Below are 17,377 nucleotides of genomic sequence, written 5' to 3' on the forward strand. Positions count from 1 at the left end.
GGGAGGTTCCGCCATGGCCTTAGGTGAAAGGGGAAGGGACGGGCGCGTCCCCGTGACCCTGATTACGGGTTTTCTAGGAAGCGGCAAGACCACCCTGGTGAACCGCCTCCTCCGGGAGCGGCCCGGGATGGCGGTGCTGGTCAACGATTTTGGAGAGGTACCCCTGGACGGGGACCTGATCCCCGGGGAAAGGGTGGTTCCCCTGGCGGATGGGTGTGTGTGCTGCGGGCGTTCCCAGGACCTGGTCTGGGCCCTAGCCCGCCTGGCCCGGGGGGAGCCTCCCGGCCACCTCCTGCTGGAGACCAGCGGGCTGGCCCACCCCGGCCCCGTGCTGGCCACCCTGGCCTCCCCGGGGGTCAAGGAGGCCTACCGGCTGGCGGGGGTGGTGGCCCTGGCGGATGCCCTCCACCTCGAGGCCCACCTCGCCTACCCGGAGGCCGGGGCCCAGCTGGCCCTGGCCGACCTGATCCTCCTTTCCAAGGTGGACCTGGCCCCTGGAGGGGAGGAGGCCTTGGACCGGCTCAAGGCCTTGAACCCCACGGCCCAGGTTCGGCCCATCGTCCGGGGGGAGGGGGTGGGGGTGGAGGAGGTCCTTTTCCCGCCCCGGAGCCTACGCATCCTCCCCCCTGGGGTCCACCTCCACGCCCACGCCCGAGTGGAGTCCTTGAGCCTGGTCCTCCCAGGGGAGGCCTCCCTGGGGGACCTCGAGGCCTGGCTCAAAGGGGTTCTCCTCCTGCACGGCTCCCGTCTCCTCCGGGGCAAGGGGGTGGTCCGTCTCCGGGAGGCCCCCAAGCCCCTGGTCTTCCACTTGGTCCTGGGCCACCTGGAACTGGGTTTTGCCGAGGCCAGGGACGGCCTGAACCGCCTGGTCTTCATCGGGGAGGGGCTGGACCGCAGGGCCCTAGAGGAAGGGGCCAGGTGGGTCTTCGGAGGTGGGACGTGAAGGGAAAACCCTTGCTTAGGGTGGGCGTCCTGACCGTTTCCGACCGGGCCAGCCAGGGGGTCTACGAGGACCTTTCCGGACCCGCGGTGCGGGCCTACCTGGAAGACGCCCTCCCCTACCGCCTGGAGTTCCGCTACCTGCTGGTCCCCGACGAGGTGGAGGCTATCCAGGGGGCCATCCTGGAACTGGCCGCCTCCTCGGGCTTCGTGGTGACCACGGGGGGCACGGGGCCTGCCCCCAGGGACGTGACCCCGGAAGCCACCCTTCCCCTCCTGGAAAAGCCCATGCCCGGCCTACCCGAGGCCATCCGGGCGGCAAGCCTCCAGGACACGCCCACGGCCATCCTCTACCGGGGGGTAGCGGGGGTGCGGGGGCGGAGCCTCATCCTCAACCTGCCGGGCAACCCCAAGGCCATCCCCACCTGCCTGGGGGCCGTGCTCCCAGCCCTGCCCGCCCTCTTCCGCCTCATCGGGGCGCTAGAGGAAGGCCCCGGCCTGGAGCCGGGGCCCCCTTGGGGTTAGGGCACTAGAGGGTGATTACCTGGTCCACCTTTCCCGCCAAGGCGGCGTAGAGGTCCGGGAAGCACCCCACTTCTACCCCCTCCACCACGTGGGGGGCCACCCAGCAGGTCCCGGGCTCCCTCCGGCCCTCCCCTTCCAGGGAGCACCACCGGGGCTCCCCCATGGCCAGGCCCCGCTCCAGGGCGCAGAGGTCGCACATCATGAGGAGGAGGCCCTTCTCCCGGGCCAGGCGGGAGAGCCTTTCGCCGATGGGGTTCCCCCTCTGGAGGATCAGGGTGTTGTCGTCAAAGAAGAAGATCCCCACCACCTCCACCCCGTGGGTCCCCGCCTCCAGCTGGGGGAGGATCATCTGGCCCAGCTTATGGCTGGCGGCCCGGGGGCTAGAGAGGATGTAGGCTACCCTCATTCCGCCCCCTTTAGTGCTCCACGCCCACCACCTGGAAGAGGGCGATGCCGGAGGGCGCGCCCCCAACTTGCAGGCGGGCCCCCACCTTCCCCTCCTTCAGGTCCACCCGGACCACCTCCCCCTTCTGGGGGTCGGTGAGGTAGGCCACCCCATGGCCTACGGCCAGGCCGGACGCGGGGGCGCCCTGGGCCCTGGGGCTTACGGCCTCTAGGCTCCAGACCACCCTCCGGGTCCCGGGGTCCAGGCGGTGGAGGCGGCCGTCCTCGGTGAGGACGTAAAGCCCCTCCCCCTCCGGGTCAAAGGCGAAGCGCCAGGGCCTGGCGGGAAGGGGGAGGACCTCGAGCCTCCCCTCCTTTGGGTGGACCAGGGCCAGGCCCTGGCCGAAGTTGCCCACGAGGAAGGGGTGGGCGGGGTGGGCCGTGAGGGTGCCCACCCGGGTCCCATCGGGGGTTCCGGGCGGGTTGGGGAGCTTGCGCCCCAGGAAGCCCCGGCCCTGGCGCTGGACCAGGAGAACCCCGTCCGCGCAACCGAAGGCCGCCCAGTCCCCTAGGACCGCCTGGCCGTGAAGCCGGGGGCAGGCCTGGGGGAGGGTGAGCACCCTCTGGCCCCCCGGGGTGTAGACCTCGAGGCGGCCCCCTTCTACCCCTCCTGCCAGGACGCTCTCCCCCACCACGGCCACCGAGCCGTGGTCCGCGCCCCCGGTGGCGACGAGCCTGGGGGTGAAGTCCAAGCCCAGCCGCCTCAGGTCAAAGAGGGCCACGGTGCCGTCCCCATCGTGGAACACCGCCGCCCAGCGGTCGTCCACGAAGACGTGGGTGGGCCTAGGGCCGGTGCGCAGGGTGGCGGCCACGTAGGGGTTCTCGGGCTTCACGTCCTGGTGGTCCCCGTGGTCCTCCAGGCGCAGGCCGCCCCAGAGGAAGCCCACAGCGTTCCCCGCCCGGTGCACCATGAGGACGTACTGCCCCCCGGGCAGGGGGTAGAGGGCGGCGGGGGAGGGGACGGTGAAGCGGGCAAGCTCCTTCCCCTCCTCCTCCAGGACCAGGACCAGGGGGCTTCGGGCATCGGCCACGGCGATGCGGGTGAAGAGCTTTTCCTCATCGTGATGGTGGCCGTGGGCCCCGTGCTTGGAGTGGGCGGTCTCGTGGCCGCTGTGGGCCAGGGCTAGACCTAAAACCGCCACGCCTAAAACCTGCCTAACCGTTGTCGTCCACATGCCTAACCTCCTTTCACCACTTCGCAGAGCCTTTCCCGGTTCCAACGGAGGAGCTCCAGGTAGCTCGGCACCCTCCGGTCCAGGACATCCGTGTACAGGACCACCATCCTGGCCCCCAGTTCCTGGGCCAGGAGGCGCATGGGGGCGGGGTCGTACTGGGGCTCGGCCACCACCAGGTCCACGCCCCTGAGCTCCGCCTCCCGGATGAGGGCGATGCGGGCCCGCACCCCCTCGTCCCGCCCGTGGGTGTCCCGGAGGGCCCCCAGGATCTCCATGCCGTGGCGGCGGGCCAGGTAGGAGAGGGAGAGGTGGGCCACCACCACCCGAAGGCGCGTTTCTCCCAAGCAGGCGCGGAGTCTGGCGTCCTCCTCGAGGGCCCTTCTGCGGAAGGAATCCACGTTCCTAAGGAAGGCCTCCCTCCCCTGGGGGTCCAGCCTGGAGAGCTCCTGGGCCATCTCCTCGGCGTAGCGCACGCCGTAGGTGGGGTCCAGCCACATGTGGGGGTCGCAGTCCCCGTGGAGGTGGACCCCCTTCTCCCTGAGGCCCAGGAGGCCGCAGATGGGGTCCGGCATCCTGGGGGCCAGCTCCACCACCCGGGCCCCCCGGGGGAGGAGGTTCTTAAGCCTCGGCAGGTAGGGCTCGAGGCCCAGTCCGTTGGCGAAGAGGAGCCTGGCCCGGGAGAGCTCCATGGCGGTGGAGGGCCGGAGGTCAAAGACGTGGGGGTCCGCCCCCATGGGCACCACGCTCCCCACCCGGAACCGCCCTCCCGCCACCTCCCCTGCGATGCTGGCCAGGACCGGGGTGGTGGCCACCACCGGGGCCTGGGCCAGGGCTAGGCCCTGGGCCAAGGCCAGGCCGAGGAAAAGGACCAAACTAGAGAACTTCCGCACGCCTAACCTCCTATATGGGGCCCTCCCAGGAGGGCCTTCCAGTCCTTGAGGTGCCGCTTGGCCCCGGGGGGAAGCCGCCTGAGGTACCGCCCCCGCCCCTCTCCCCGGAGCCGGATCACGGCGGCCTCGTATTCCTTGAGGAAGGGGAGGAAGTGCCGAAGCCCCTCCCGGAAGTCCAGGGGCTCGGCCTCGGGGTGGACCGCCGGGGGGTAAGGGGGGATGGGGGCCCGGTAGAAGCGCTCCTTGGGCCTCAGGTAGAGGACCCCCCGGTACCAGAGGCCGGTGGAGTGGAGGAGGGTCTCCTCCCGGAGGTAGAGGCTAGAGCCTATCCCCTCGGGGTGGGGCCTCTTGGCGAAGCCCAGGGCGGTGAGGAGGCCGTGTTCCGCCTCGAGGCCCATCAGGTACATGACCACGGGCATGGGGTTCATGGCCGCACCAGGACCAGGCGGGTGGGGCTACCCCCCGTGCGCAGGTAGCGGAGGACCCGCCCCCGCTCCCCGTCCACCTCGGCCACCAGGCCCAGGTGGGGAAGGCTCACATAGACGAGCCTCTTCTCGGGCCAGGGGGCCAGGTCGGGGTAGATGGCCCCGCCCGTGTCCTCATCGGCCTCTGGGAAGGGCCTCGGAGCCACCCGGACCTCCCTGAGGAGCCCTCCCTCCCGGGCCTCCCGCACCTGGAGCCTGCCGTCACTGAGGAGGACGTAAAGCCGCTTCCCGTCCGACTTCCCCCTGAGGAAGACCCCTCCCAAGGGGATGGGGGTGAGGCTCAGGGCCTCAGGGTCCAGGCGCTGGAGGTGCTTCACCCCGTCCGAGTAGCCGAAGAAGGCCCCTTCCCCCTCCAGGAAGGCCCCGATCCGCTCCCCGGCCACGGGGTAGGCCAGGCGGGCCCGCTCCTGGCCTCTTTCCAGAACCAGGACATCCCGGGCGCAGGCGAAGAAGCTCCGGCCGGTCTCCTTGTGGAAGGCCTCCCCGTGCTCAATGGGGCAGGGGAAGCGCCCCCCTCCTCCCCCCCGAGGCCCTGGGGGTAGAGGACCACCTGCCCCCGGCCCAGGAGGGTGAGGTAGACCCCCTCCGGGGCCTCCACCACGTGGTAGTGGTCGGGGTTGGGAAGCCGTAGCCTTTCCGCCTGGAAGGCGGCCTCGGGGGCTAGGCTTTCCTCAGGGAAGAGGAAGGCCACGGCATCCCGCTCGGCGAAGGCCAGAAGCCGCCCCCCGTGGGTGTAGGCCTCCTGCCCGTGGCCGATGTTCCACCCCCGGCCCAGGAGAAGGCTTTTGGCGATCACGGGCCGGCTCCACCGCCCCTCCTCCTTTCCCGTCCAGACGGCGGTGAGCCACTGCCGGTCCGTGTCCCGCCCCCGGGAGACCAGGAGGTACCGGCCCGAGGGGGTGGCCACCAGGCTCATCCCCATGGGGGGGAGGCTAAGCTCGGCCACCGCCTTGCCCCCGGGTAGGTCCAGGGCCAGGAGGCGGCTATGGCCCGGGCGGTTGTCCAGGGCGAAGAGCCGCGCCTCGGCCTGGTAGGCCTCCTTCACCTCAGGGACAGCCCTGTGGGCCAAGCCTGCTCCCAACAGGGCTATCAAGAGAAGCGTTGTCGCGCTTCGCATCCGCGCACCTCCGGGCAAAATAGTATTGAAAATGCATTATCATGTCAATCCCCCATGAGGTGAGGCCAACCCTTACCCTCAAGGGCCCATCCCGAAGCTCTGCGGCGTAAACGCCCCACTTGAAGCGTCTTCCCGATGCCCCGGTCCCCTGGCTAGTCGGCCTCGAGTGGGGTTCAACCCGCTTCCCCATTTCTCCCCCAGCTCATAAGGGGGGAGGGAGTTTTCCCTTTGGCTAGAGTCTAGGACCGGATGCTGCGAGACCTCGGGCCCCCTAGAAGGATACTTGGGAAGCCTCGGGGGACAGTCCCTTTCTGCGACGCTTCTCTCGGTACATCCTCTGGTCGGCCAGGTCCAGAAGGGCTTCTCCCTGGGCCTCTTCGGGGAGGGCTGTCCCCACGCTTACGGGAAACGCCTGGAGGGTCTCGAGGGCCTCTTTGAGGGCTTCCCTGGGGAGGATGAGGGCGAACTCGTCCCCCCCTAGGCGGAAGGCCTTCCCCCCGTGGGTTTGGGCCAGCCCCTGGAGGAGGGAGGCGAAGGACTTGAGGAGAGCATCCCCTGCCAGGTGTCCTTCCTGGTCGTTGACCGCTTTTAGGCCGTCCAGGTCCATGAGGAGGAAGGCTGTCCCTAGGGGGAGGCCTCTCCTTAGGACGCGCTCCAGGGCCCTACGGTTGGCCAGGCCTGTGAGCCAGTCCGTACGGGCTTGCCGCTCCAGCTCATCCCGGTATCCAGCCCCCTTCAGGGCGGCAAGGAGGTGGTCCAGGAAGAGGGCTGCCAGGCGCAACTCCTGAACCTCCTCTACCTGGGGGTAGTCCAGGAAAAGGTAGAAAGGGTTCGGGGGGCCAGGGAAGTAGGCCCCATAGCCCACCTTTCCCGCCAAACGCGCCAGGCCTCGCTCCGGCTGGCCCCTGCCTTCCTCTTGGGAGAGCACCCGGAGCCTGGCGCCGGGGAAGATCCAGCCCACACCCTCCTCCGCTCGCCGCAGCACCTCGGTGAACCCTGCTTCGGGAAACCGGCTGGTCACCTCGTGCAGGAGGAGCAGGCGGAGGAGTAGGGCCTCTACGTTCACACCGCATCCACTGGGATGGTCAGGAGGTCGGTCCAGGCGTTCACCATCCGGAAAAGGCCCAGGGTGGCCACGGCCTCCTTGACCTCGGCCTCCGTGAGGCCTGCCTCCCGAAGAGGAGCCAGTAGGGCTGGGTCGTGGGGGTGGGGGGCTGCGCTGTGGGCGAAGTGGAGGAGGCCCGCTACCTTGGGGGGAAGGCCCTCTGGGACCTCCCCCCGCTCCAGCGCCCGCAGGAGGGGCTCCTCCACCCCCTGGAGCATGAGGGCGTGCAGGTGAACCCGGGCCGCGTACTCGGAGCCCACCCGCTTTGAGGCCACCACCCCCATCATCTCCTTGACGGTCCGGGGCAGGGTCCCCCGGAGGATCACGTGCCGGAAGGCCTTCCAGAGAGCGGTCTGGACCTCGGGAACCTCACTAGCCCAGGCGAAAGCGTTGGGCACAAGGCCGAGGCCCAGCTCCGCCACGATCTCCCGCTCGGTTTCTCCCATAGGAGCATTATAGTACCACCCCATGCTGGCCTAAGCCAGCATGGGGGCCCCGGCAGAAGGTGTCCAGGAGGCTTTTCTGAGCTGGTAGAACGAAGGAACCAGGAAGAAAGGGTATAACAGGCCCCCCGGCCGGGGGGCCTGAGGGTTACCTGATCTGGCCGTTCAGGCCCTGCGGGAAGAAGCCACCGGGTTGCTTCTTTGGGTTCAGGTAGACGATCTTCAGAACCCCATCCGTGGTGCGGCTGAAGACCACGCCGTTTGGGTCGGCCGGGACGATGTTGGGCGTGCCCATCTTGGTAAGGGGCTCATCCCCGCCTCCTGCCAGGGTATTCCGCGCGTTGGCGATGGCGTTGGCCAGGGCTTCCACCGTGAGGCCGGTGCCGGGTACAGGCTGGTTGCGGATCGTGCTCAAGTACTGGCGGACCGCGCCCGCGTGGTAGGCCTCGGCCGCCAGGATGCCCGCCGCGGGGGCCAGGACGTTCTGCTTGTCGGTGATGAGGGGGGCGGCCCCGTTGTGACAGTTGGATGCGGCAAGGGGGGCAGGGTTGCCCCTGCCCCCTCATGGCCTCGGACCTAGATCAGGATCTGCCCCCGGACCTCGCCCCCCCGGAAGGCGGTGGTATGGATGTCAAAGTAGAGCTCCCCCCGGCGCAGGCGGGCTAGGTCCTCGAGGCCAAGCTCAATCCGGTCCCGGAAGGCCGCGCTCCGCCCATCGGGCCCGGGCTCCACCCTGAGGGCCTGGAGGAGCGGGCCGTTCGCCCCCCTGGGCCCCCGGTGGAGGTGGACGGCGCTGGTGAGGCGGGCGTTCAGGGCGGGGTCGTCCACGGGGTCCAGGCGGTAGTCCCGGAAGGGGCCCTGGAGGTTGGCCACCGCCCCGAGGATGTCCAGGACCCGGCCCTCCACCCTGAGGCTCACCACGGCCACAGCGGGGCTCGGGGTAGGGTTTGGCACCACCTCCTTCCCGGTAAGGACCACGGAGCGGACCACCGCCGGGGTTGCCTGCGCCTGCGAACGGGTTAGGGCAGGCAGGGCCAGGGCGGCCAAGGCCAGGAACTGCCGCCGCCGCACGCCTACCTCCGGATGAAGCCCCCCACCGCCCGCTGGGCCTCCTCAGGGGTGATGGCCACCTCAAAGGCCCGGTCCGCGGGGGAGCGGGGTCCGGGGAGCTCCCTGTCCCCGAGGAGGATGCGGGAGGCCCGCACCGTGGCCCGGTGGGCCGCCTCGTTGCCCAGGATGGCCCCGGCGGCCTTTAGGATCTCCTTGTTGCCGATGAGGGGGAGGGCCCCCAGGTAGGCCCCCACGAAGGCGTCCTCCAGGGCGTTGAGGAGGCGGAGGATGGCCAGCTGGTTCCGGGGCAGGAACTCCACGGGGTAGGTGAAGTTGGGCCGCTCCACGGGCCTTGCGCCCAAGGAGGTGATGGTGTCCCGCAGGGCCTTCACGTGGGCCTCCTCCTGCTCCTGGGCAGCCTCCAGGTAGTCCTTCACCAGGCCCTCAAACCCCCCGAAGCGGCTGCGGGCGTAGGCGTCGGCGGCCAGGTACTCCGCGGTGAGGGCCAGCTGCAGGATGTCCAGGTCCGAGGGGCCCCGCCCGGCCTGGGCCAGGGCCCGCCCCACCAGGTGCCCGGCGAAGGCCGAGGAGAGGCCCACGGCCGTCAAGACCTTCACGAACTGCCTGCGCGCCAGGTTGCGCTCCAGCTTCTCCATACTTCCCTCCTTTGGAGGGCCCTTGCCGTCCCTCCACCCCTCCCTACGGCCACTGGGGGAGCTTTGGATGTGGGCATCCGCATCCCCCGCCCCGGCCGTAAGGAGGGGCAGGATGCCCACGTTGACCACTCCCCCTTGGACGACAGGCGCCACCCCCAGGGACCTCCTGGGGTTCCTGGCCCGCCACGGGCACACGGGCCGCCTCACCTTGGTCTTCGCCCCCGGCCTCGGCCTCAGCCTGGACCTAGCCCAAGGCCGGCTGGTGGCTCTGGGCGGCCCCCTAGCCCCCCGGATTGCCTTGGCCCTCGAGGCCCTGGGTCTTTCCCCCCAGAGGATCGCCGCCTGGAGGAGGGTTTTGGCCACGGGCTTGCGACCCGCCGCCCTCCCCGAGGGCCCTCGGGTCCAGAGGCTCCGCTTCGTGGTCGCCCTAAGCCCCCTTCTGGACCGGGAGGCAGCCTTCCGCTTCCAGGGGAAGGGGCTGCCCGCGGAGGGGCCTCCCGTGGAGGCCCTCCTGGAGGAGGCGGAAGGGGAGGCCCATCCCCCAGGGCCCCCTCTGGACCCCTTGGCCCGTTTCCGCGTCCCCCAGGACCTTGGGGAGGCGGGCCCCAGGCTTCTGGCTCTAGAGGCCCAGGACCTCCGCCTCCTGGGCCTCCTCGCTGGGGGAGCCCCCTTGGCCCTGGCCGCCAGCCAGGGGCTTTACCCCTGGCGGGCCTTCGTGCTGCGCCTGAGGGTTCTGGAGGCCCTGGGCCTCGTGGAGGTGGCCCACGACCCCGGTCCCGCCCTCCTCCCCGGGGACCCCGCCCCCCAGTTCACCTTGGTCGCCCTGGACGGGCGGCGCTTCAGCCTAGGAGAGAGGCGGGGTGGGAAGACCCTTCTCGCCTTTTTCCGCCACGGGGGGTGCCCCTTCTGCAACCGCCGGGTCCAAGAGCTAAAGGCCGCCTACCCCAGGCTCAAGGCCCTGGGGGTGGAGGTGGTGGGGGTCTTCGGCTCCCCACGGGCGACCCTCCTGGGCCGGGTGGGGCGGCAGAACCCCCCCTTCCCCATCCTGGCCGACCCCGAGGACCGGGTCCACGCCCTTTACCGGACCCGCAACTCCCTCCTGGGCCTTCTGGACCCCCGGGCCATCCCCTACTATCTGGAGGGGCTCCGCCTGGGCATCCCCCACGGGTCCACGGACGGGGAGCTCCTGCGCATGCCCGCGGAGTTCCTCATCGGCGAGGACCTACGCATCGCCAGGGCCCACTACGGGCGGAATGGGGCTGACCGGCTCCCCTTAGAGGCGGTGGTGGCCTGGGCCCAAGGGGGGGATGTCCCCTAGGGCTTGGGCAGGCCAATGATCTCCGTGGGGCTCGGGCTTCCCCCGGGGGGTTCCAGGGAGACGGCGAGGGCCCTGGCCTCCGGAGGCAGACGCAGGGTCTTAAGGGGCAGGCGGAAGGTGGAGAGGGGAATGGGAGCCCCCTCCCCCAGTCCCCAGGCCTGGTAGACCCGGCCGGAGGGCCGGGGGGCCTTCAGGACCACCAGGGCCCTTCCGTCCCCTAGGATGACGGCCCGGCCCGCGGGGGCCCCCTCAGGGCTCACCAGCCCCAGGACCTGGGTGGAGGCCTCCCTCAGGGCCAGGGTCCAGGAGAGGCCAAAGTAGGCGCCGTAGCCCAGGGCCAAGAAGGCCAGGACGGCGGCCGCCCGCAGGAGGAGTGGCCAGGCCCTGGGGCGGCGCACGCGGCGGAGGACCCTCTCCTCTAGGCCTGGGGGCACGGGCTCCGGCGGCAGGTCCTGGGCCAGGCTGGCCGCGGCCTCGAGGAGGGCCTTGGCCTCGGGCCAGAGCTCCGGGTAGCGCCTCAAGGCCTCCTCCACCCGGGCCCGCTCCTCCGGGGATAGGGCGCCCAGGGCGTAGAGGGGCAGGAGCTCCCGGGCCTCCTCAAGGCTCACGGAGCACCTCCTTAAGCTTCAGGAGCGCCCTCCTGGCCCAGGTCTTCAGGGTGCCCAGGGGAACCCCAAGGAGCCTGGCCGCCTCCTGGTGGGTGTGGCCTTGGTAGTAGAGGACCTGGACCACCCGCCGCTCCTCCGGGGAAAGGAATTTCAGGGCCGATCCCAGCCGGGACCGGTCCAGGTGTCCCTCCTCGTCCAGGCCCGGACCCGGGAGGTCAAACCCCTCCTCCTCGGGGTCTGGTTCCAGGGGCTTGGGGCGCGCCGCCCGGCGGCGCACCTCGTCCACCGCGGCGCGGTGGCCCAAGGTGAGGAGAAAAGCCCGGGCGCTTCCCCGCCTGGGATCAAACTCCTTGGCCTTTTCCCAGACCCGTACCATGGCTTCTTGCACCACATCCTCCCCTGCCGCCCCATCCAGACCCATCCGCCGGGCCAGGGCCAGGAAGCTCCCCGCGTAGCGGCGGAACAGGGTGCGGAAGGCCTCCTCGTCGCCGCGGGCCACCAAGGCCAGAAGGGCCTCATCGGAGAGGGCCTCGGTGGGGCTACGGGAGTCCATCGCCCCTAAGCTACCATACGCTCCTCGGCCCGCAGCGGATTCACCCTGGGTAGGCCCGGTGGCCCTGGCCCGCCGGGCGAAATGGCCCAAGCGGAAGAGCTCCTGCCCGGGCTTTCCACCTTGAACCCCAAACTGGCCGTGCGCCCGAGGCGCCCCCAGAGTAGACCCCTCCGGTGGGAGGATGTTGGAAAGGAGGGGCTCCTAGCCTAGGCTGGAATTCCTACTCTGGCCCAGGAAGGCGAAAGCCCCCATGGCCTAGGCCCCAGGTCCCCTCGCCTGAAACCCCCTTCTCGTGGGCGTCCGCACGGATCTCCTACCCGTTTTGCCCCCTCCCCCGGCTAGCTGGGAGAAGGAGGGCTGCGGATGCCCGGTTCAGCGCCCGCGTCCCTCGCTTTCGGGGGTCTGGGGCGGGGGAGGGGTTGGCCCCAGGGGCAGGCCCTTAGGGGAGGACGCCGACCGGGGGGCCTTGGGCGTGGGGAAGAGCAAGGGCGGTCCCTCCCCCCGGGCCGCGGCGGTAAAGGCCACCCCGTAGACGGGTTCCAGGACCTCGGGTCTCAGGACCGCTTCCGGCGGTCCGAAGGCCCGCGCCGTCCCCCCTTCCAGGAGGAGCACACGGTCTGCAAAGAGGCCGGCCAGGTTCAGGTCGTGCAGTACGGCCACCACCCCCTTGCCCTCCAGGGTCAGGGCCCGGAAGAGGAGGAGGAGCTCTAGGGCATACCGCGGGTCCAGGTGGTTGGTGGGCTCGTCCAAGAGGAGGAGCCGGGGTTCCTGGCTGAGGAGCCGGGCGGCCTCCACCCGCATGGCCTCTCCTCCAGATAGGCTTGGGAAGAGGCGCTCGCCGAGGCCACGGGCCTGAGCCTGCTCCAGGGCCTCGAGGGTCTTCCGGTGGTCCTCCGGGGTCTCCCTCCCCCGGATGTGGGGGAGCCGGCCCAGGAAGGCCACCTCGTAGGCGGTGAAGGGAAAGCTCAGCTGGCGGCTTTGCGAAAGGACGGCCCGTCTGCGGGCTAGGGCCTCAGGGGTATAGGCAGGGAGGGGTTTCCCGAAGAGGCGCACCTCCCCCTCGCTGGGGGCCAGCTCCCCTGCCAGGATGCGGAGCAGGGTGGTCTTGCCGCTGCCGTTGGGCCCCAGGACCGCCAAAAACTCGCCCTCCCCCAGGGCCAGGTCCACTCTCCTCAGGATCCAGCGCCCCCCGGCCAGATAGCCGACGCCTTGGGCCTCAAGCACGGTACACCTCCCGCTTGTACCGCAGGACCAGGTAGAGAAAAAAGGGACCGCCCAGGAGGGCTGTCACCACGCCTACGGGTACCTCCGCAGGGGCTGCCACGGTTCTGGCCAAGAGGTCGGCGAGGACGGCCAAGGTAGCCCCCAGGAGGGCGGCCCCCGGCAGGAGGTAGCGGTGGTCCGGCCCCGCCAGGAGGCGGAAGAGGTGGGGGGCCACCAGGCCGATAAACCCCACACCCCCCGCCAAGGCCACCGCCACACCCACCCCCAGGGCCGCCCCGGCCACGGCCCGCCGCTTGAAGGTCTCTAGCTCCGTCCCCAGGTGGAAGGCCTCCCGTTCCCCAAGGGCCAGAGCGTTGAGGGAACGGGCCAGGGGGAGGAGGAGGCCCAGGGCTAGGAAGGCCAGGGGGAGGCCTGAGAGTAGGACTGCCCAGGTGACGGCGGAGAACCCCCCGAGGGTCCAGAAGGTGAGGCTCCGGAGCTGCTCCTCTGTGGCCAGGAAGGTGAGGAGGCCGATGGCCGCCCCCACCAGGGCGTTAAGGGCGATGCCCGAAAGGAGTAGGACGAGCACCTGCGTGCCCAGGGGTGTGCGCGCGATCCGCCACAGGACCTGGGTGGCCAGAAGCCCCCCCAAGAAGGCAAAGAGGGGGAGGGCGTAGACCTCCAAGGGGCCGGCACCGGGGAGGAGAACGATAAAGATAGCCGCCCCCAGAGCGGCTCCGGAGGTAACCCCGATGAGGCCGGGGTCCACTAGGGGGTTGCGGAAGAGTCCCTGGAGCACCGCCCCGGCGAGGGCCAGCAGGCCCCCCACCAGGGCTGCTCCCAGGACCCTTGGTAGGCGGAGGACCGTGAGGACTTGGTACTCCACCCCCTCCCCGCGGAGGAGGATCTGGGGGATGGCCAAGGGGGGAAGGGGATAGGCGCCCAGGGCTAGGCCGAGGAGCAAGGCCAAGGGCAGGAGCAAGGCCAAGAAGAAAAGGGCCTTGCGGTAACGCTGAAGGTGGTGGGGTACGGTAGCTGAGGTCATTGGATTGCCTTGAAGACGGCTTCTAGCCCCTCGGGCGCAGGCTTGCCCAAGAGGAAGGGCAAGAGGATGCCTTTGAGGTAGGACCTCACGGTGCCACCTCCACAAATCCCTCCTGAAGGTAAGCGGCCCGGAACAGGTCTAGGGCCGCCTTGCCTGCCCTGGGGCCGAAGGAGCCCAGGTAGAGGTCGTCCATGGCCACCACCTTCCCTCTCTGCCCTGCAGGGGTTTGCGCGATCCCAGGGAGGCGAAGGAGACCCGAAAGGCCCCCAACGGAATCCAGGCCCTTCTTGAAGGTGACGATGACGTCTGGCCTCGCCGCCACCACGCTTTCTGGGGTCATAGGCCGGCACTCCCGGATTCCCTTGGCCGCGTTTTCCAAGCCTGCTAGGATCATCATGCCCACGGGCGTAGCCCCCTCCCCGCATACGAAGAGCGTCTGGGGACCCCGCATGTAGAGGAAAAGGGCTCGCAACTTGCCCTTGGGGGCCTGCTGGGCCTTGAAGGCCTCGAGGGCTAGGAGGTCCCGCTCCAACCTCCGCACGAGCTCCTCCCCCCGGGTTCCCCGGCCCACGGCCTGGGCCACCACGCGGATCTTGGCCTTGGCCCCCTGGACGGTGGGCTCGGTGGGAACCAGGACCACGCTCACCCCCGTAGCCCTGAGTTGCTCCACCACCTGGGGTGGTCGGACGTCCTCCCGGCCGATGACTAAGGTGGGTCGTAAGGAGAGGATCCCTTCGGCGGAAAGGCGGAACTGGTAGCCCACACTGGGCCGCTGGAGCACCTCCGGGGGGTAGTAGCTGGAGTCGTCCCGCCCCACCACCTGGTCCCCAACCCCCACGGCGAAGAGGATCTCCGTGGTGATGCCGTCCAGACTGACGATGCGCTGCGTGGAAGGCACCACCACCTCCCTGCCCGTGGCGTCCACCACCCGGTAGGGTTGGGCCCAGGCCAAGGTGGCCAAGGCCGCCAAAAGTCCGAAAGCCTTGCGCTTCATCCTCGCACCTCCATTTCCTCCATACGCAGGACTAGGCTGTCTAGGCCTTCCCCCTCCGCCACCACCTCCCGCTCCCTGGGCAGCCAGTAGGGGCCCACCAAGGCGTACTCGTCCCGGTAAACTCCCACCCGGCAAACCCGTCCCCGGAGGTCTTGGTGGACGCGGAGGAAGCGGTGGGGCAGAAGCCGCCCGTCATCGGTTTCTCTCCAAGAGAGCAGGTGGATGCGGAGGATCTCCCCATCCAGGTGCCGCTGGATGAGGGCGATGCGCCCATTCCTAACCCAAAGCTGCGAACGGAAGGGATCCTCCAGGGCGATCCGCGCCCCCAAGGGCCCCTCCTCCACAAGCCGCATGGGCCACCTTCCCTCCCCCTGGTCAAAGGGGATGGGGCGACGGTGGCCCAAGAGGGAAGCCAGTTCCCTCTCAGCCAAGGATTTGGCGTTGGCCGTGAGGTGCACCTCTGGGGCGAAGCCCCAAGCCGCCACCTCGCCCCACTGCCAGATACCCTGCCAGTGGAAGGCCAGCCTGGCCCGGAAGCCAGGGAAGTCCGGGGGAAGGGTGTAGATGCGCTCCCGGGCTTCCCTGAGGAGGGCCCAGGCGGGGGGCGCCTCCGGGGGTGGCTTAGGCATCCTGCACCTCCGAGTCCAGAATGGCGGTGAAAGCCTCCAGCCGGCTGGGCCCGAGGAAGGCCTCCTTGGGGAGGGTGCCCCTGGCGTGCCCCTCGCGGAAGGCGGGGCTTTGGGTCCAGGCCAGGAAGGCGGCCTCGCTCTCCCAGAAGGTCAGGACGATGTAGGGGTCCCCGGGGTCCTTGGGCCTAAGGACCAGGTTGCGCAGGAACCCCGGCGCCTGGTCCACCAGGCGGGCCCTTTGGCGGAAGGCCTCCTCAAAGCTCTCCCGGTACTCCGGCCTGACGGGGATGCGGTTCATGGTCACGAACACCCCTCACCTCCTGGACCCCAGGGTAGGGCAGGGGGGCAAAAATGTCAAGTATCCCGGTCGGATTTTACAAGATTGAGAGGGATAACTAGTCCCACTTTCGCGGAGGACCAAGCCCCCCATCCCTGCCTGGGGCCACCTGGGGGCCCTGGGGGTTTTGCCGGTCCGCTTCCCCAGCCCAGGCACTAGGTTGGCGGGGGGGAGGGGGGGCGTTGACAGGTGGCCCCAAGGGGTTGTAGCCTCACCCCCAGGACGCCCAAGACCTGGGGTGTCCTGGCCGCGGGGCCAGGCCGACAGGCCTGGACGCCTCTGGCGGCGGGGGAAGTCCGGTGAGAGTCCGGCGCTGTCCCGCAACGGTAACCGGCCCCAGGCCGGAAGCCCGAGTACCCGCCTCGCGGTCCTGCCCCGTAGCCCTCGAGGCAAGGGTGAAGGTGGTGATGCCTGTGGGACCTTAGGACCAAGCTTCCCCAACAAGCGGCGTTAGGCCTTCGGCCTTTGGCTTAGGAGAGGCGCTTTGCCCCTTAAGGAGGTTTGTGTGCGGGAAACGCGCATGGTCTACCCCGTATTCCCTGGGGAGACCAACCACTACGGAACGCTCTTCGGCGGCACGGTCCTGGCCTGGATGGACCAGGCGGCCTTCGTGGCCGCTACCCGCCACGCCAAGAGGAAGGTGGTGACGGTGCACGCGGACGCAGTGGACTTCAAGCGCCCTGTCCCCCTAGGCTCCATCGTGGAGCTGGTGGCCCGGGTGGTGGGGGTGGGGCGCACCTCCATGCGGGTGGAGGTGGAGATGTGGGTGGAGCCGGTCTCCGAGAGGGAGGCTTCCTATTTGGCGGCCAAGGGGGGTTTCGTCCTCGTAGCCCTGGACGAGGCGGGAAGACCTGCCCCGGTGCCGCCCCTGGAGGTGGGGGATGCTCACGGAGCCTAGGCGGGCCTACCGCCCTTACGAGTACCCGGGGCTTCTGCGCTTCCGGGACGCCATCCGCCACAGCTACTGGGTCCACACCGAGTTCAGCTACAGCGCCGATGTCCAGGACTACGCCCTCTCCGATCCCCCGGTGCGGGGCCTGGTGGAGCGCTCCCTCCTCGCCATCGCCCAGGTGGAGCTCTCTGTGAAGCTCTTCTGGGCCCGCCTGTACGAGCGCTTCCCCAAGCCCGAGGTGGCCGAGGTGGGCATGACCTTCGCCGAGAGCGAGGTGCGCCACGCCAACGCCTACGCCCACCTCTTGGACCTCCTGGGCCTGGGGGATCTGTTCAGCCGGTACCTGGAAGAGGCTCCTCCCCTAAGGGAACGGGCGGGGGCCCTGGAGGGGGTCCTGGCCCGTTCCAGGAACGCCTCCCTAGGGGAGTACGCCCTTTCCCTCCTCCTCTTCTCCGCCTTCGTGGAGCACATCTCCCTCTTCTCCCAGTTCTACGCCCTTATGGCCCTAAACCGCCGCGGCAACCGCTTCAAGGGCATCGCCAACGCGGTGGAGGCCACCAGCAAAGAGGAGAACATCCACGGGCTTTTCGGGGTAGAGCTCCTCCGCCTCCTCAAGGAGGAGCGGCCCGAGGTCTTCGGGGAGGGGTTTGCCGAGGAGGCCCTCCGGGCAGCAGAAGGGCTTTTTCGCGCCGAAGAGGCCCTTTTGGACTGGATCTTCGCCAGGGGGGATGTGCCTTGGGTTCGGGGGGAGGAGGTTTTGGAGTTCGTCAAGGACCGGTACAACCAGGTTCTGGCCCTCCACGGGCTTCCCCCGCCCTTCCGGGTGCGCCAGGACCTCCTGCGGGACGTGGAGTGGTTTGCCCTGGAACTTCTTTCGGACAAAGACGTGGACTTCTTCAACAAGCGCAGTGTGGCCTACGCCAGGAGGGTGAAGGCCTTTGATCCCGAAGAGCTCTTCTAGGAGGAATC

Annotated in this window: 23 protein-coding genes, 1 pseudogene and 1 riboswitch; of the genes and pseudogenes, 5 read left to right on the forward strand and 19 right to left on the reverse strand. The window is 69.6% G+C overall.

Annotated features, from left to right (window positions below):
* Positions 1 to 13: 13 nt before the first annotated feature.
* Both ATI37_RS10785 and mog read left to right on the forward strand, forming a co-directional pair.
* The gene (locus ATI37_RS10785) at positions 14 to 943 is read left to right on the forward strand and encodes a CobW family GTP-binding protein (RefSeq protein WP_117238346.1); all 930 of its coding nucleotides are present in this window, start codon (positions 14 to 16) and stop codon (positions 941 to 943) included.
* A 20-nt stretch (positions 944 to 963) separates the two neighbouring features.
* Positions 964 to 1,464: a molybdopterin adenylyltransferase gene (mog, locus tag ATI37_RS10790; protein WP_232822529.1), complete on the forward strand. Its 501-nt coding sequence runs from the start codon at positions 964 to 966 to the stop codon at positions 1,462 to 1,464.
* A gap of 4 nt (positions 1,465 to 1,468) precedes the next feature.
* On the opposite strand, the gene ATI37_RS10795 is transcribed toward mog, so the two are convergent.
* The 12 genes and pseudogenes from ATI37_RS10795 to ATI37_RS10845 form a co-directional block, all read right to left on the reverse strand.
* The gene (locus ATI37_RS10795; RefSeq protein ID WP_117238348.1) at positions 1,469 to 1,870 is read right to left on the reverse strand and encodes a SaoD/DsrE family protein; all 402 of its coding nucleotides are present in this window, start codon (positions 1,868 to 1,870) and stop codon (positions 1,469 to 1,471) included.
* 10 nt (positions 1,871 to 1,880) lie between these two features.
* Positions 1,881 to 3,083 carry an outer membrane protein assembly factor BamB family protein gene (locus ATI37_RS10800; RefSeq protein ID WP_117238349.1) on the reverse strand — a complete coding sequence of 401 codons (1,203 nt, stop codon included), beginning with the start codon at positions 3,081 to 3,083 and terminating at the stop codon, positions 1,881 to 1,883.
* 2 nt (positions 3,084 to 3,085) lie between these two features.
* On the reverse strand, positions 3,086 to 3,973 hold the full coding sequence (locus tag ATI37_RS10805) for a metal ABC transporter substrate-binding protein (protein WP_232822501.1): 888 nt from the start codon (positions 3,971 to 3,973) through the stop codon (positions 3,086 to 3,088).
* A 2-nt stretch (positions 3,974 to 3,975) separates the two neighbouring features.
* Positions 3,976 to 4,401 (reverse strand): hypothetical protein, encoded by a 426-nt coding sequence (locus tag ATI37_RS10810; protein ID WP_117238350.1) that lies wholly within the window; start codon positions 4,399 to 4,401, stop codon positions 3,976 to 3,978.
* Positions 4,398 to 4,841, reverse strand: a complete 444-nt coding sequence (locus ATI37_RS12255) for a YncE family protein (protein ID WP_117238351.1) — start codon at positions 4,839 to 4,841, stop codon at positions 4,398 to 4,400. Before ATI37_RS12255 ends, ATI37_RS10810 begins: the two co-directional genes overlap by 4 nt.
* Positions 4,772 to 5,575: a hypothetical protein gene (locus ATI37_RS11715; protein WP_232822502.1), complete on the reverse strand. Its 804-nt coding sequence runs from the start codon at positions 5,573 to 5,575 to the stop codon at positions 4,772 to 4,774. The genes ATI37_RS12255 and ATI37_RS11715 overlap by 70 nt, the downstream gene beginning before the upstream one ends.
* Positions 5,576 to 5,846: 271 nt before the next feature.
* Positions 5,847 to 6,641: a GGDEF domain-containing protein gene (locus tag ATI37_RS10825; RefSeq protein ID WP_117238352.1), complete on the reverse strand. Its 795-nt coding sequence runs from the start codon at positions 6,639 to 6,641 to the stop codon at positions 5,847 to 5,849.
* Positions 6,638 to 7,126: a carboxymuconolactone decarboxylase family protein gene (locus tag ATI37_RS10830; RefSeq protein WP_117238353.1), complete on the reverse strand. Its 489-nt coding sequence runs from the start codon at positions 7,124 to 7,126 to the stop codon at positions 6,638 to 6,640. The genes ATI37_RS10825 and ATI37_RS10830 overlap by 4 nt, the downstream gene beginning before the upstream one ends.
* A gap of 145 nt (positions 7,127 to 7,271) precedes the next feature.
* On the reverse strand, positions 7,272 to 7,538 hold the full coding sequence (locus ATI37_RS10835) for a hypothetical protein (RefSeq protein ID WP_232822503.1): 267 nt from the start codon (positions 7,536 to 7,538) through the stop codon (positions 7,272 to 7,274).
* A 9-nt stretch (positions 7,539 to 7,547) separates the two neighbouring features.
* Positions 7,548 to 7,631: pseudogene (locus ATI37_RS12520) on the reverse strand (hypothetical protein); the annotation flags it as partial.
* A gap of 68 nt (positions 7,632 to 7,699) precedes the next feature.
* On the reverse strand, positions 7,700 to 8,194 hold the full coding sequence (locus ATI37_RS10840; RefSeq protein WP_117238354.1) for a CHRD domain-containing protein: 495 nt from the start codon (positions 8,192 to 8,194) through the stop codon (positions 7,700 to 7,702).
* A 2-nt stretch (positions 8,195 to 8,196) separates the two neighbouring features.
* The gene (locus ATI37_RS10845) at positions 8,197 to 8,829 is read right to left on the reverse strand and encodes a ferritin-like domain-containing protein (protein WP_232822504.1); all 633 of its coding nucleotides are present in this window, start codon (positions 8,827 to 8,829) and stop codon (positions 8,197 to 8,199) included.
* Between the two features lie 112 nt (positions 8,830 to 8,941).
* On the opposite strand from ATI37_RS10845, the gene ATI37_RS12525 reads away from it, so the two are divergent.
* Positions 8,942 to 10,147 (forward strand): peroxiredoxin-like family protein, encoded by a 1,206-nt coding sequence (locus tag ATI37_RS12525; RefSeq protein ID WP_117238355.1) that lies wholly within the window; start codon positions 8,942 to 8,944, stop codon positions 10,145 to 10,147.
* On the opposite strand, the gene ATI37_RS10855 is transcribed toward ATI37_RS12525, so the two are convergent.
* From ATI37_RS10855 to ATI37_RS10885, 7 genes are all read right to left on the reverse strand, one after another.
* Positions 10,144 to 10,755 carry an anti-sigma factor gene (locus ATI37_RS10855; RefSeq protein WP_117238356.1) on the reverse strand — a complete coding sequence of 204 codons (612 nt, stop codon included), beginning with the start codon at positions 10,753 to 10,755 and terminating at the stop codon, positions 10,144 to 10,146. The genes ATI37_RS12525 and ATI37_RS10855 overlap by 4 nt on opposite strands.
* Positions 10,745 to 11,308 (reverse strand): sigma-70 family RNA polymerase sigma factor, encoded by a 564-nt coding sequence (locus tag ATI37_RS10860; protein ID WP_117238357.1) that lies wholly within the window; start codon positions 11,306 to 11,308, stop codon positions 10,745 to 10,747. Before ATI37_RS10860 ends, ATI37_RS10855 begins: the two co-directional genes overlap by 11 nt.
* A 372-nt stretch (positions 11,309 to 11,680) precedes the next feature.
* Complete coding sequence (locus ATI37_RS10865) at positions 11,681 to 12,532, reverse strand: ATP-binding cassette domain-containing protein (RefSeq protein WP_117238358.1); 852 nt, start codon at positions 12,530 to 12,532, stop codon at positions 11,681 to 11,683.
* Positions 12,525 to 13,556 (reverse strand): FecCD family ABC transporter permease, encoded by a 1,032-nt coding sequence (locus ATI37_RS10870; RefSeq protein ID WP_117238359.1) that lies wholly within the window; start codon positions 13,554 to 13,556, stop codon positions 12,525 to 12,527. Before ATI37_RS10870 ends, ATI37_RS10865 begins: the two co-directional genes overlap by 8 nt.
* A gap of 85 nt (positions 13,557 to 13,641) precedes the next feature.
* Complete coding sequence (locus tag ATI37_RS10875; RefSeq protein WP_117238360.1) at positions 13,642 to 14,550, reverse strand: heme/hemin ABC transporter substrate-binding protein; 909 nt, start codon at positions 14,548 to 14,550, stop codon at positions 13,642 to 13,644.
* Positions 14,547 to 15,179 (reverse strand): DUF3386 family protein, encoded by a 633-nt coding sequence (locus ATI37_RS10880; RefSeq protein ID WP_117238361.1) that lies wholly within the window; start codon positions 15,177 to 15,179, stop codon positions 14,547 to 14,549. Before ATI37_RS10880 ends, ATI37_RS10875 begins: the two co-directional genes overlap by 4 nt.
* The gene (locus tag ATI37_RS10885; RefSeq protein ID WP_117238362.1) at positions 15,172 to 15,489 is read right to left on the reverse strand and encodes an antibiotic biosynthesis monooxygenase family protein; all 318 of its coding nucleotides are present in this window, start codon (positions 15,487 to 15,489) and stop codon (positions 15,172 to 15,174) included. The genes ATI37_RS10880 and ATI37_RS10885 overlap by 8 nt, the downstream gene beginning before the upstream one ends.
* Positions 15,490 to 15,779: 290 nt before the next feature.
* Positions 15,780 to 15,923, forward strand: a riboswitch (adenosylcobalamin (AdoCbl) riboswitch).
* A gap of 113 nt (positions 15,924 to 16,036) precedes the next feature.
* On the opposite strand from ATI37_RS10885, the gene ATI37_RS10890 reads away from it, so the two are divergent.
* Entirely contained in the window at positions 16,037 to 16,414 is a 378-nt protein-coding gene (locus ATI37_RS10890; protein ID WP_198665583.1) for an acyl-CoA thioesterase, read from the forward strand.
* Positions 16,398 to 17,369, forward strand: coding sequence for a ribonucleotide-diphosphate reductase subunit beta (locus ATI37_RS10895; RefSeq protein ID WP_117238364.1), 972 nt, complete (start codon positions 16,398 to 16,400; stop codon positions 17,367 to 17,369). The genes ATI37_RS10890 and ATI37_RS10895 overlap by 17 nt, the downstream gene beginning before the upstream one ends.
* Positions 17,370 to 17,377: the final 8 nt, after the last annotated feature.

Source organism: Thermus sediminis (assembly GCF_003426945.1).
GTDB classification, from domain to species: domain Bacteria; phylum Deinococcota; class Deinococci; order Deinococcales; family Thermaceae; genus Thermus; species Thermus sediminis.